The 14,626-nt window shown below is 53.7% G+C and carries 9 protein-coding genes; 1 reads left to right on the top strand and 8 read right to left on the bottom strand.

Features of this window, described 5'->3' with window-relative positions; genetic code table 11:
* Positions 1–41: 41 nt before the first annotated feature.
* The 6 genes from PAE68_RS04160 to PAE68_RS04135 all read right to left on the bottom strand — a co-directional run bounded on the left by PAE68_RS04160 (position 42) and on the right by PAE68_RS04135 (position 10,844).
* The gene (locus PAE68_RS04160; RefSeq protein WP_281884369.1) at positions 42–5,831 is read right to left on the bottom strand and encodes a diguanylate cyclase; all 5,790 of its coding nucleotides are present in this window, start codon (positions 5,829–5,831) and stop codon (positions 42–44) included.
* A gap of 18 nt (positions 5,832–5,849) precedes the next feature.
* Complete coding sequence (locus PAE68_RS04155; RefSeq protein ID WP_281884367.1) at positions 5,850–7,061, bottom strand: small-conductance mechanosensitive channel; 1,212 nt, start codon at positions 7,059–7,061, stop codon at positions 5,850–5,852.
* 231 nt (positions 7,062–7,292) lie between these two features.
* A complete protein-coding gene (locus tag PAE68_RS04150; RefSeq protein ID WP_281884365.1) occupies positions 7,293–7,844 on the bottom strand; it encodes a PilZ domain-containing protein in 552 nt (183 codons plus the stop codon).
* 28 nt (positions 7,845–7,872) lie between these two features.
* Positions 7,873–9,732: a FapA family protein gene (locus tag PAE68_RS04145; RefSeq protein ID WP_281884363.1), complete on the bottom strand. Its 1,860-nt coding sequence runs from the start codon at positions 9,730–9,732 to the stop codon at positions 7,873–7,875.
* A complete protein-coding gene (locus PAE68_RS04140) occupies positions 9,729–10,115 on the bottom strand; it encodes a response regulator (protein ID WP_281884361.1) in 387 nt (128 codons plus the stop codon). The genes PAE68_RS04145 and PAE68_RS04140 overlap by 4 nt, the downstream gene beginning before the upstream one ends.
* Before the next feature lie 282 nt (positions 10,116–10,397).
* A complete protein-coding gene (locus PAE68_RS04135) occupies positions 10,398–10,844 on the bottom strand; it encodes an SRPBCC family protein (protein WP_281884359.1) in 447 nt (148 codons plus the stop codon).
* 127 nt (positions 10,845–10,971) lie between these two features.
* Between PAE68_RS04135 and PAE68_RS04130 the strand changes: the two genes are divergently transcribed.
* The gene (locus PAE68_RS04130; RefSeq protein ID WP_281884357.1) at positions 10,972–11,775 is read left to right on the top strand and encodes an AraC family transcriptional regulator; all 804 of its coding nucleotides are present in this window, start codon (positions 10,972–10,974) and stop codon (positions 11,773–11,775) included.
* Positions 11,776–12,021: 246 nt separating this feature from the next.
* On the opposite strand, the gene PAE68_RS04125 is transcribed toward PAE68_RS04130, so the two are convergent.
* On the bottom strand, positions 12,022–13,719 hold the full coding sequence (locus PAE68_RS04125; protein ID WP_281884355.1) for a thiamine pyrophosphate-binding protein: 1,698 nt from the start codon (positions 13,717–13,719) through the stop codon (positions 12,022–12,024).
* A gap of 333 nt (positions 13,720–14,052) precedes the next feature.
* Positions 14,053–14,598: a VanZ family protein gene (locus PAE68_RS04120; RefSeq protein WP_281884353.1), complete on the bottom strand. Its 546-nt coding sequence runs from the start codon at positions 14,596–14,598 to the stop codon at positions 14,053–14,055.
* Between the last annotated feature and the right edge of the window lie 28 nt (positions 14,599–14,626).

The raw sequence follows: 14,626 nt of genomic DNA, 5'->3' as shown, positions 1-14,626 counted from the left end.
GTAACGTAACGATGGACCACGAAGACGACGGTCTGACCGGCTCACTCCTGCTGCTCGTTCAGCCAGCGCAGCGTCACTTGATTGCGCCCGCTCTGCTTCGAGCTGTACAACGCTTCATCCGCCATGCGGTACAGCAGCTTCTCCGGCATCGAGGATCGATCGACCGGACATCGCGCCGCCGCTACCCCTGCCGAGATCGTCACATACGGGTGGACCTCGCTGGCAGCATGCGGAATATTCATCGACTCGATCGTCGCGCGCAGACTTTCGGCGAAGCGAAGCACCTCTTCATCGCTTACAGCGCGGTAGAGGACGCCGAACTCCTCGCCTCCGAGCCTGAAGCCGATATCGGACGCTCCGGTCAGCAGCCGGCTGATCGTCGAGCCGATCTTGTGCAACACATGGTCTCCTTCCATGTGGCCGTACGTGTCGTTATATTTCTTATAGTAATCGATGTCGAGCAGCATGAAGCATAGAATCTCCTGACTGCTGGCCAATCGTTCAAGCTCCTGCTTGAACACCGACTTGAAGTGTCTGCGGTTATACAGCCCTGTCAGCTCATCGGTAATCGAGAGCTGCTCGATTCTTTTCTTATCCGATATGTTGTGAAAAATATACGTGAACCCGACGCTTGCATCCTGGTCGAGCACCGGCTCCACGACCGTATCGAGCCACAGCTGCTCGTCATCTCCGATCGGAAGCACGAGCTCCCCTCTCCATGGCACAGCGGAGCTGCCCGTCATATCAAGTGCCGATATGCGGAACGGCTCAAGAGGCGAGCCTGGCTTCGCCGCTCGCTGCCATAAGCGGTACTCTTGACCGACCAGCTCATGACTGTCGAAGCCGGTAATGTTGCAGAACTCTTCGCTCACGGATGTGATGACTCCATTGCGGTCGGTCTGAACGATCATCACGTTCTTATCGACGATGTCGATATACTTGTTCAGCTGCTCGTTCTTGTGCCTGAGCTCCTCTGTACGCTCCTCGACAAGCTGACCGAGCGTATCGCGATGCTTGCGAAGCTCCTCCTCCGCTAGCTTCCGCTCCGTAATATCCTTCACGGTGCCGAGTATTGCAGGCTCATTCTGATACTGGATAACAGCCGCCTTGAAGATGACGGTTAAGCTCTGCAGCCCATCATGCTGCTTCAGCCGTACCTCGTATTCCTGTGACTGACCAAGGCTCTGCTGCAGCTGCTTATAGTACACCTGGACGTTATCCAGCTCGGAAGGGTGCAAAAATACATCGAACGATTCATCTAGCAGCTGATCGAGCTCACAGCCGAGCAGCTCGCCCATAGCCTCATTGGCAAATACAATTTTGCCCGCCTGCAAAATGACGATACCGTCCGTCAAATGGTCAACCAGCTGACGGTACTTCTCCTCCGAGCGCCCGAGCTCGGAATACAGGCTTGCATTTTCGAGGGAGTACACCATCTCGCGGGAGAGCAGGTCGATCATTTTGAGCCGGTCTCGAGTGAAAGCGCCTGTCACTAGATTATTTTCTAAATAAATAATAGCCGTTACCTTGCCCTGGTTCATCAGCGGCATGCACAGTACAGACTTGGGGCGATGACTCCATATATAAGGATCGTAGACGAATGGCGTCTCCGCCGTCGCATCGTGATAAATGATTGTACGCTGAGCCTCGAATACGGCATCGACCACAGACTTCGGATAATACTCCTCATGCTTCACGTACCGCTTGTTCACCGTAATGTGATCGTTCTCCGGACAGTACTCTCCTTCCACAAGCAGTCCGCTTCCGGGATTCATCACGATACAGCCTCTCTGTGCACCTGCATTCACGATAACAATCTCCAACAGCGTCTCCAGCAGCTGATCCAGATGAATCTCTCTGGCCATCGCCTGAGAAGCCTGCAAGATTGCCTGCAGATCGATATTCTCAGTCGTCGTGCTGATCGTCTTGTCGACAGACATCGTATTGCGGCTGAGGCCCGACACATAATCCGGGTAAGCCTGCTCCAGCTGATTGACCTTCCCTCTTGCGCCCCATACCGAGTAATAATAGGCCGCCTGACGGAAGTAATACGCGGCGATCTCCTTCAGCGCACGGTTGTAGTAGAACTTCGCTGCCAGCTCATACGCCAGCGCCTTGTATCGGATGAAGCTGCCGGCGACGCTCGTCTTGATTGCCTCCTGGTAGCACGTCTCCGCGTCCCCGTATTCCCCTGCAATCCGGTGCAGCTCCGCCCTCATCATCAGCTCATGCTGCCGGAAATTGTCCGGACAATGGGACGCCAGCTTCTTCATGCGCGTATATTCCTTGCGTAAGCGAAGCCGCGCCTTCGCCTTCTCCTTGAAGCTGAGCTTGCTGTACACAGCTGTCAGGTTCAAGAACGTGTACAGCGAGTACTCCTCCATGAACGCCGAGCCTGCCAGCGTCGAGATATGATTATTGGCCAGCTCGATGTAAGGCAATGCTTTCATATGATGCTCGAACATATACAAGATTTGCACCTTGCTGACATAGAAGATCGCGATTCCCGAGAAATATTTAGCAGCGGTTAGCTGCTCCAAATAAGCCTCTTCCTTAAAGCTGCCATCGTCGAAGGAGAGCGGATTGCTAAGGTCCCCGTACAAGCAGCGGAACTTCTGCCGCGCCAGCTTCGCTGTCGCCAGCGCTTCCTTGTACTTCGTATTCTCGATCATGGCGATCGATCGAACGCTCTCCTGCAAGTAGCGCTCGATCTCCATGGAAGGATTCCACAGGTTCATGTAGTAATGGGCATGTGCCAGATAGAGCAAGTCGCCTGACCGTAGACTGGAGTCCACCGACTTCTTATACCATTCCTCCAGCGTGTTCCACGAATAGCTCCAGCTGTGACAGAACAAGGTATACAGCACGTTCACAAGGCTCTTCCACTGCAGGTCCTGGAACTTCTCATTCAGTCTAACGGCCAGACCGCCGAACTCCTTCGCACCCTTCAGGTCACCTAGACCTGACAGCAAAATCGAATAGCCAATGTAAGCGCCGGCCGATTCCGGACTGTTGCCGTGCTTCGCTGACAAGTAGGCCTTACGAAGGACGACCCAGCCGAACAGGTTCTGCTCCCCGGAGATGAATGCAGGCGGAATGAAGCTGACGAGCAGCCTCATCATGAGCTTAATCTCGGCATCCTTCACCTCTGGACCGCTCAGCAGCTGATCTGCGGTGCGGCCCTTCAACGCCAGCTTCACCCGAATGAGCTCCCGCAGGACGGACGCCATGCTGACCTTGGCGGGAACGGGCAGACCGAGACTCTTCAGCCCCAGCTTCCCAGCCTCCATCGACTCCTGCATCATACCGAGGTACGTGTAATGATTCGCCTGCATCTCATAGATGGAGGCGATGTCCATCCGCGACCGCGACCGCTTCACCAGTACGGCACACGCTTCATCACCAGCCTCCACCTGATGGGTCAAGTAGGCGCATTCGGCGAACAGACGGTATATTTCGAACGTTCTCGACTCATGTGTACTCCAGCAATCAGGCTTGAGCAGCTGCATGGCTGATCTTAAGTAGGCGAGAGCCGTATCGTAGCCGAACGCGGCCTTGACCTTCCGCGCCGCGCTCAGGTTCATGTCGATCATCGCGTCCAGCTCGGCATCGGTATCGACGAACTCGAGTCCCTTATTGAAGTGACTCGCCATATCGGTAATGATGTGCTCCGCTTGCTCTCCGGAGAGCTGCTGACGCAACAGACGACCTATCTTCAGATGAAGCTGCTTGCGCAGGTCCAACTCGATCATCTGATAGAGCGCCTGCTGAATCTTATCGTGCTGGAACGTGAAGGACAGCTCCAGAGAGCCCGCGTACAGCTCCGAATCCTCCGATAAGGAGGACAAGATCTGATAATGCTGCTGCAGTGGGATCACGATGTCTTCCCTGATCGCGAATAACAGAGCTTGCGCAATGACAGCAGGCTCCTCCTCCGCGACGAGCTGCAGCATATTCCAGTCGAACAGCTGACCGATCGAGGCGCTTAGACTTAATATTCGCTGCACCGAGGACGGGAACGTATGAATCTTGTCGATCAGATAAGCTACAAGATCGTCCTGCAACGACAGACTCTGCAGCTTCTCGAGGTCCATCCCCCAGCTGCCTGATCGTTGATCGAAGCTGATCGCGCCGGCCTTATGCAAGTCCTTCAGCAGCTCATTGACGAAGAATGGATTCCCCTTCGTCTTCGTGTAGACGATCGCCCCCAGCTCACCGGTCCAATCCGCCTCAGAGCCTACGGTGTCGCGCAGCAGGGCGCATACGTCCTTCTCCCCGACCGGACCAAGCTCAATATGCGTCACAGACTTTGACTTACGGATAGCGGCAACTGCTGCGGACAGCGGATGTACGTCCGTCACCTCGTTCGAGCGATACGAGCCGATCACGAGCAGCTTCATCAAGCTGCTATTGCCCGCCAAGCTCTCCAGCAACCGAATGCTCGACAGGTCCGCCCACTGCAGGTCGTCAAGAAACAGCACAAGCGGACGCTCGCTGCCTGTAATACCGGATATGAACTGAATGATCGTCATGTAGAAGCGGTTCGTCTCCTCCGTCGGGTTCAACGGCTCAAGCGGAGACTTCACGCCAAGGAGCTCCTTCAGCTCGGGAACGAGGTCGGCGAGCAGCGCAGCATTGTCACCTAGACTGCGGGTCAACGAAGCCTTCACGGCGGTGCGCACCACTTCTTCGCTGTTCATCAGCTGCGCGATGAGCAGGCTGAATGCTTGCGACAAGGCGCTGTAAGCTACGTTCCGATTATATTGATCGAACTTACCTCGGATGAAGTAGCCCCGCTCCTGACTCACCTGGCTGTGCAGCTCACCCACGAGCGCGGTCTTGCCGACGCCTGCCTCGCCTGAGACGAGCACGACCTGCGAGCTGTCCTTAAGGCTCGCCTTGAAGGCCGCCTTCAGCTCCTTCAGCTCGCGCTCGCGTCCGTACAGCTTCTGCGAGACCTGGAACAGCGTCAATCTGTCCTCAGATCCGATGGTGAACGGTTCGTCACTAGCCATGCAGCGCATCAGGTCCGCTTTAATCCCGTAGGCGCTCCGGTAACGATTATCCGGCGACTTCTCCAGCAGCTTCATGATCACGTCTGACAGAGGCCTTGACACGACGCCGCCGGTCAGCTCGAACGGCGAGACCGGTTTTTTGGCAATAATCGAATACACCTGCTCCGTCATGCTGCTTGAGTCGTACGGCTTCACACCGGTCAGCATCTCATAGAGAATGACGCCGAGCGAATAATAGTCGGACCGGTAATCAATGCTACGATTGATCCGTCCGGTCTGCTCAGGCGATATATAGGCCAGTGTGCCTTCGATATAGCCCGTATTGGAATATTCCTGCTTCTCCTTCAGAAGCTTGACGGACATATCGAAGTCAATGATCTGCACCCGTCCTGTCTCGGTATTCCAAATAATATTGGAGGGCTTCAAATCTTTGTGAAGCACCTGCTGCTCGTGAATGCCGCCCAATATATCGACCAAGCTGACAGCAAGCTGCAGCAGCGTACCTTGGTCGAATGTTTCCTCTGCCAGCAGCTTCTTCAGCGATCTGCCCTGTATATCCTCCAGCACGATGACATAGAGACCGCCAAGCTCCTCCAGCTTGAACGGCTTGATGACGCCATCCACATGGCCGCTAAGCTCCGTAAGTAAGGCATACTCCCGCTTAAATCTCAGCACTTCGTCATAGGTGGAGTACTCGGCTCTGAGCATCTTGACGATAACCTTCTCACGCGTCACCATATCTCTGCAACGAAACACAACCTTGCGGCCATAATCCGAGATGACCTCAAGCACCTCATAATTCGAACCCTTAAGCATGATCAGGTCCCCTTTTAATTATTTCGATTGTACTGGTTCAAGATCCGGCTCCACACTTCGCACCGGCCTTAATTCAAAGCTAGCATCAAACTTGAATGTATACGCAGCCGCCAGCCAAATCATCCAGCAGTTCACACCAAAAAATAAATAGCCATAATATCCTAAAATTGGCATTTCTGAAAACAGGTGAAATTTATCTAAATAGGGAACCGAATACTTCCAGTAGTTCGGGTTCGTTGGTACATCATCATGAAACCATTCACTGCCAAAGTTCCAAAACTCCCAAAAAAATCCATTACATAACGTAGCCAAGCCTATTAACAGGATGGGCGACCAATTGCCTCTCTGAATCGGTGTCATCGGCGTCCAGTAACCGTTCAAGGACATCGCAGCAGCAAGCAGCGGTACGAGCGCAACCCATAGCACCCAGAATAGCAAAAATGGAAAATAGCCCATACCGAAAGCAAGCGCGATACCGAGTCCGTAGAACCACATGACGGTACGTCGCGATACGGAAACCTTCGGCCCATAGCTGTATCTATTTCTCATCAAAGGGATTGTCTGGAGCAGATGGTACCATTCTATAATAGCAGGTAATACGGTTGTGTAGGATAGGGAAAACCAAAAAATATTGCCGAAATCGGTTAAAATGTTGGAATTTGGATAGTACCAGTTCTCGAGAACGAAAAAATTCAAGTATTCAAAGGCAAACCAGCTGAAGCACGACACAATTCCGAGCAGCTGCATGACCGATGGCCTGCTGGATATGAGGGAGACTCCGCCGTTACGCTTATACACAATTCCATCAAGGATGAGGATAAAGGACCACCATAGAGGCACGAACGTGTAGGGCTCAAGAAGGGCCGTCAGCTCCAGTCGGCCCCACATGATGAACCAGCTAACGCCAAGGACAGGGAGGCTCCACCAGAACCAGGCTGGATACGATACGGAGCTTGTGCTCTCGTCACGAGAAGAGGATGCAGGACGATCAGCTGCCGGAGGGCGCTTGAAGCCGAATAACTTCGGGCAGACGTAGACGAGCGTTATGGCAGAGACTAGCAGCACACCCAGACAGAAATAGATTAGGCTGAAGCCAGGGTCCTCAACCGTCTTCTGGGCAGGAAAATCACCGTACCCGGGCGGTAAGTCCCCCCATCTGGTCAGGCTTCCTAATAAGGGCATCACAAAAATAAGGCAAAGCGTCAGCAATAAAAATATCGTCTTGTTCATCTTCAGCAGGCTCCTCGTCTTTATCTCAAATAACAGGTTTCCTAAATAGGACTATGTTCGCTAAAAAAGACAATTCGATAAAAGCTGACAAAATTCCTTCTCAATTTACATAATCTTCAGTTAACGTGCTCCAACGCTTCCTTGCAGCTACGCCAAAAAGCAGCCCGTCAAAAAACGGACTGCTTCGCTGGTCATGGTTCTTCCTGCTCCCCATTCGCTCACTAGGCCCAGCTACCCCTCGGACAAGAGCTGCGTCATTAACAGATAGCTGCGAAGTCTGGCACTCTGCTCCCGCGAGGAGAGCTCGATACGCGCACCATACCGATACCCTTCCGGACTCTGCGCAGCATGCAGCATTCGTATTCGAAGCACAATTGAAAAAAAATCAGTATGAAAAACTAACGGTATCGCATCCTTATCCGCCGAAATCGGCGACTCGGCGATAAAGCCGACTCCTGCTTCAGATATATCGCTGATCAAGACCGCATGCATGTCTTCGCCGATCATGATGAAGCCTCTGAGCTGTGTGCCAATTCGCCGCAGCTTGCGGCGGTATTCATGCAGACCAGCATTCGCATGCGGCACGAACAGATGCACCCGATGCGGATGGGCACAGATAACTCGACCGGGCACGCTTCGACCTTGCAGACTGCATTCCGCATATTCCCCCGCCCTGACACTTACGCCATCGGGGAATTCAATCACCATCAGCTCCTCCTCATAGATGACCAATTGACCTGTTACGAGCTTCTCTTGAGCTCCAAACGTAACCTCTACCTTCAACGGTCCTGACCTCCTTCGAACCTCGCTCCTACTTCTGCATCGTGTCCCTCTCGACGAATAGCTCCAAGCCATTCGTATGGAGGACCAGATGCTCGTCAGGCTCGATAAAATCTCTCCAGAAGCGCCCGACGCCAATGCGTCCGAACGTAATTTTTTTCAGCGTTACTTTCTTGCCGGCCTTCAACAGCGTCTGGCCTCCGCTCTCTCCGCCGACGTACATCGCGCATATCGTGTCGCCCGCTTCGAGCTGCGAGCCCCGACATACCGCTTCAGCGCCGTAGAATATAATGTTGCCCTTCGAGTACAGCTGACTCTGCACAACACCGTCGCGGCGAATCAAGATGTCGCCATTGGACTTAATCGTCGTGAGATGACACTGGCTGACCTCGATCTGGACCAGCGACTCCTGCATGCGCTCGATCGACTGGAACGTATCTTGAATCAAATGCTGAATGCTGTACAGCTGGCTGAACGCCTGCAGCTCCACAATGCGGAGCGGATGCAGCAGCAGCTCGAGCCGCTCCTTCAAACTGTCCAGCTCCTTGGCGTTAATGTTCTGAATATTCATGATGCACCCGATAATTTCGCGGACAATCGTCGGAATCTCCTTGAACTTGTTCTCGATGACCATGTTAATCACTTGTCCGACCCGGATCGATTTCCCCTTGGCCTCAATGATGCCGATCAGCAGCTTGGCAGCCTCGAGCATATCCTTCAGCATACCGGCCAGCTTCTTGGAGCCGCTGTACAGTCGGTTGAAGATGACGCCGAAGTAACCGGAATACAGCTGCCCCCCGAGACAATTGCCCTTGACGACAATGCTTCCGGTTGCGGTAATTGTCGAACGGTATACGTTGCCAGATACGTAGACGTTGCCAAGTGATTCGATAATCATGCTGTCCTGCACATCGCCATAGACGACCACGTCGCCGGAGAATACGATATGTCCGGTCCGAATGTCAACATCTCCCGAAATGACGTAGGAGGTCGAAATATCAAAAAACTTGATCTGCTGTCCGGAAATGCGCGGACGTCCTTCCTTCAAGGCGTACACTTCACCCTTGGAGTTGATTTCAACGTGATCCTTCGCCATAATCATAACGTCCTTGGGCGGATCAGGCTTCACAATTTCGCCGAATACGTCGTAGCCGACCGTTCCTTCGACGAGCGGTATTTTCTTAGCGATGATGTCTCCCTTCTTGACGGAAGGTATGCGCAGATGGTTGCGGTAATCGACCATGCCTCCCGCTTCGAAGTAGGCGGTCTCCACCTGTTCGTTGAAATACAGCTCAATGGAAGCGTCTTGACTTGGCGCCGGTTGAACGCCCTGCGCGATCAGGACGGGCTGGTAGGTCGGAGCTTGTAGCTCCTGAAAGATGGCCGAGGGCTTCAAGTTTTTGCATATGCCCATCTTCTGAACCTGCTGCATCACATGTGTGAGCTGTACAGCCTCCAGAACTGAATCTAGATCCTCGAATGCCTCCAGCTTCAGGCTCGCTGTCGGCTCCTGCGACTTCAGCTGCCAGTCGTACCGCTTAAGTGAATTCAGCTTGAAGGAGGCTTGCATCTTATCCTTGGATACATCTATGATGAACATGGGTGTGCTATCGATTTCCCAGGCGATATGGTCCGTGGCTCTGACTGTCACGCTGTCCGTCACATGCTGCCCATTCACATAGAGCTTGATCGGTGGAAGCGCTTGTATTCGCGCATAAGATTTTTGATCCGAAGGGTCCGTCACCAATACTTTATTGCTCTCGACCTGTACCGTTCCTTGCCCCTGATGCTCTACCTGATCAACGACGGCATGCTCGTTGGAAGATTTGCTCTCGCTGCTTAGCGCTTTAATTAGCCCTAACAGCTCGTCCTCTGACATATAAGCGCTCATCTTCGTTCACCTCGCTTATCGCTTTGCATCGCATTGATAATGGCCTGCATGACACGGTCCTTCTGCAACGGCTTGACGATGAAGTCCTTGGCTCCTGCTGTCAGCGAATCGAGGACCATCCGGTGCTGTCCCATAGCGGAGCACATGATGATTCTCGCCTTCGGGTCTAGTCGCATAATTTCTTGAACGGACTGAACACCTTCCATCTCGGGCATCGTGATGTCCATAGTGACAAGATCAGGTCGATGCTGCTGATAAAGACGTATAGCCTCTAGGCCGTTACTTGCCTCTGCGACAACAACACATCCGCCCATCTCCTCAACGATATTGCGAATAAATCTACGCATAAAGGCCGTATCATCGACAATCATGATTCTCCACATGGACTCACCTACCCTCACAACTTGTCGAAAAATTCAGAATCATGTTTGTATATGTTCATCATACTAAATTGTAACCGTTTACACAATAAGGAATCACGGAAGCTTATTGATGCAATGTAGCAAATGAATTAACACTCTATCCATAAACAATTTAATAGGATCGCGGATGGTGGAACAGGTAGCGAAGCACCATGACATGCAAGACATAAAAAACAGCCCCATGTCGCTGTGGACAAGGGACTAGTTTCAGTTGAAAATAATGTAATAAAATGGGTGTTCAAACTATCCAAAGTGAAGGGTTCGCCCTGTCTCCGCGAGCGTCTTGATGTTGCTCAGTATCATCCACCAATGTGATCGTGTGCTCTCGAAGGATGGGTGGTTCGGCGTCCAGTTGTCATTGACGAGCGTCAGCTTCGTGCAATCCCCTACCGGATCGAGCGTGAAGGTCATTCGTGATTGTAGCTCCGCATGCTTCGACTGATACGACGGGCCTGGATGCTCCAATAGACTTAAGCGTCGGTTCGGCTCATAGGCCAGTATCGTACCGTATACATGCACCGTCTCGTCACCATCTTGCCCTGGACCGACGTATTCGAAGGGAGCTCCGATCTCGAAGGTGGAATTCAATACGCTGCCAAAGAAGATTGCCTTCGTCCCCTCAGGAGTGATTAAAATATCCCATACTTTCTCCGGCTGCGCGCCAATGTAAAATTCATAGTTCAGCTCCATGTCGTAACTCTCCTTATAAGGATATATGTGATACTATGAATATAGCATATGGGCAGGGCCTCGCCTTGTAAAAACGCGACACGTTCAAATTGTACTATACTTGTATCCATGAGGGGGAAGACTCACGATGAGTACAGCGGCAGAGCGTCCAAGTCTGGGCGTGCTGAAGCTCGGGGAGGGAGAGCAGCGATTTCGGCTCACACGGCTCGCACCCTCTGCTGAAGTCGGATGCTTCGTCATGCACTATTGGTTCGTTCAGTGGGACCTCACCGACCAGGAGCCCTACATGCAGGAGGTGCTGCCGAATCCATGCGTGAACGCAGCGATCGAGCACGGCCGCTCCGGCATATTCGCTCCTGCCAAGGAGCGGTTCGAGTATGAGGTGACAGGTAAGGGCTCTGTATTCGGCGTCAAATTCAAGCCCGGCGGCTTCTACCCGTTCATTAAGCAGCCGATCACCACGCTAGCCGCGAAGCCGCTCGAGCCATCCGTCTTGTTCGGAATGGAGGCGCGGGCGCTCGAGCAGACGTTGCTGTCCTTACCGAGCGAAGCGGAGATGGCTGCCTGGGCCGATGCCCGGCTGCAGGCTGTGCTACCTGAACCGGACGAAACGGCCTTGCTCGTCCATGAGGTAGTCGAAGCAATCAAGAGCACGCCAGACCTCTCCCGCGTCGATCAGCTGAGCGAACGGTTCGGACTCGGCGTCCGCAGGCTGCAGCGGCTGTTCGAGCAATATGTCGGCGTATCTCCCAAGTGGGTCATCATGCTGTACCGTCTGCAGAACGCGGCCGAGTCGATTGAGACAAGACGTGTTAACAGCATGCTGGAGCTGTCGGCACAGCTCGGGTATCATGATCAATCTCACTTCATACGCGACTTCAAGGCAGTCGTCGGACGAACGCCAGAGGCGTATGCGAGGTCGAGCACGTGAGATGTGTGAAGGCTACGCTGGACGCAGCCTCCATCAGCTCGATACGAGTAGCCCGAGAGACAACCGCGTGTTATGTAGCGGATGACGAAAACGAATGAAGCGCCCCGCCGCTCGACTAGGAGCTGGCGAGGCGCTTCGTTGCCGTTGTCGTTCGTTGCAGCTACGTTGCTTGATTGCGGCTACGTCGAGCGTTATCGCTTCGTTGCTGATTGGCAGCTGCGTCGAGCGTTATCGCTACGTCGTTGGCTACAGCTTCGTATGAGGCACCTTCAGCGACGCTGCTGCGACATCGATCAGCACCGGACGCGACTCGCTCCCTGCCTTCCTCAAGCAGTCGCGCAGCTCCTCCACGGTCTGGGCTCTACAGCCGACCGCCCCACACGCTTCGGCCAGCTTCACGAAGTCTGGATTATCCAGCTCGCTGCCTACAAGCTCCAGCCCCTCAAGCTCCATGCGGTTCTTCTCAATGGCGTACGAGCCATTGTTCAGCACAAGGAGCGTCAATCCTAGCCCAAGCTTCACCGCTGTCTTCAGCTCGACGATCGTCTGCACGACGCCGCCGTCGCCTGCGATGGCCACGACCGGACGCGCAGGCTCCGCCAGCTTCGCCGCAATCGCCGCAGGAAGCGCGAACCCGAGCGTGCGCCAACGACCGGAGAGGAGCACACGCTGACCTCGGTTCGTGAAGCAGCGGTTGAACCATAGCGAATGGTCGCCCGTATCGAGCGCGATGACAGCGTCCTTCGGCAATTGCTCAGACAGCACCTGCATCAACCGCTGCGGAGCAATCGGACTGCCCTCCGCGGAAGCCTCCTGCTGAAGCCTCGCGGTCCACTGACCGCGAGCCTCCGCGATGCGACGCTTCCACTCCTCATTCCCACCGCGCTGCGACAGCTTCCCGCTCATCTGAACGAACTGTGGAAGAATCTCCTTCAGATCACCGACAAGCCCGCGCTGCAGCGAATGGTTGATCCCGATATTGTGCCGGACCGCATCAATCTGGACGACTCGTGCAGCGGGCGGCGTATATTCGTCCGGCCACCACGTCGAGCCGCAGATGATGACGAGGTCGCTCTCAGCCATCAAGACACTCGCTGCCTCGCTGCCAGCTAAGCCGAGTCCGCCTACGAACAGCTCATGCTCGTTCGGGAACACATGCTTCGCAGGCATCGACGTCGTGACCGCAGCCCCGATCGCCTCTGCGAACGAGAGCGCAGCCTGCTCCGCTCCAGACACCCCGCGACCGTATAGCAGCATCGGCCTCTTCGCCTCGGCAATGAGCTGGAACGTCTCTTCCACATCGCGCTGCGGGGCAAGCAATGACTGGTGAAAATGCGGCGAATACGGCTGCACCACGCCTTGTACGCGATCTTGGAACATCAGCTTCGGAATCGACAGGTGGCTCACGCCGCCCTGCACGCCGCTCATGACCAGACAGCGAAGCAGCAGATCCGGTAATGCATCGGCATGTGCCAGCTGCTCTGAGAAGGTTGCGAGCGGCGCCACCATCACCTGCTGCTGAATGTACTGCTTCGTATGCGTGCCGACCTTGGGCGCATCCACTTGACCCGTAATTGCGATCACACCTGCCGCATCGGCATACGCATCGCCTAACCCGTTCAGCATGTTGGTCAGTCCCGGTCCACTCGTACCGAGCACAACCCCGACTCGACCTGTTAGCTTCGCTTCAGCCGAAGCCGCTAGCGCAGCCGCGTTCTCATCGAGGAAAGGAACGAACCGTATCTTGTTCTGCTTGCCAATCGCATCAAGGAGCAGCAGGTTCGCATCCCCGATCACTCCATAGATGCGCTCCACGCCCCAGGCGGCGAGCTGCTCTAGGATGAACGGAGCAACGGACAAGCCTTGATCCGGCTTGTGCGCATCAGCGTTGACGGGCTCGGCTTGCTGCCGTTCGTTTTTTTGATCCATTACAGTGGGAGTCATTCGGACACATCCTTTGCGCGTTTTACCTAGTTTGCCCGAATGTGTCGATGTCACCCAGATCATCAAGATGGGAATAGACGGAAAAGCCCCTGATGCTGTTCGTACAGCGCAGTGGGCTTTTCATAATCTTTTCTACCTATTTTTGATCAGTTTGTGATATATTATTCACAATATCAATATAAGTATATCGAACTAGAACATGTAAGGGGCTGATGCCATTGAACACCGTTTATATCATACTCGGGATTGTCGTTTTCGCGATCGTATTCGACTTAAGCAAGGAGCTTATTAAGATGAAGTGGGGAAAAAAGCACCTATAAGGATGGAGACCTCTTACGCCTCCTTCTGCTCCAGCTCAGCCTCGAGTCTCTTGACCTCTGCCTTAAGCTTGGCGATTTTGAAATAAGCAATGAAGAACAACGTTACAGCAGTAATCCCTACGAATGCGCCGTAAGAATCGATACGCACATCCAGCCACGTCGGGCTGCGACCATCAATGAATTTCTGTCTGAATTCATCCAGATACGCCAGTATAACGGATAAGAGCGCAGCGCCTACAAAAGAAACCGCCACCCTACGAGTTACGATGTTCAGGAACGCACACAAAAACATGCCTACGAACATGTATTCGATGAAATGCGCGGCTTTACGCACGAGCATGTTCGCTGTTTGTCTCCAGAACAGGTCCTTGGGGTTGACCGGGAAATGCTCACCGACTGCATGCTGCAGGTAAGCTGCAATTCCTTGACTCTCCATCGTGGATTCCGTTCCACTTTGCTCGGTAAACATTCGTGTGAACAGCACTGAAATAACAAGAAGTATGAAGATCAGCACCATTGCGATCCGTTTTGGAGTTATCCACGCTTTGTTCTTGTTCATTCGCATCTCCTTCAGCGTAAAATAGGAA

This window comes from Paenibacillus sp. YYML68, assembly GCF_027923405.1.
Lineage (GTDB): Bacteria > Bacillota > Bacilli > Paenibacillales > NBRC-103111 > Paenibacillus_G.
Note: the sequence above shows the minus strand (reverse complement) of the source record. Positions and strands in the feature narration are given on the sequence as shown.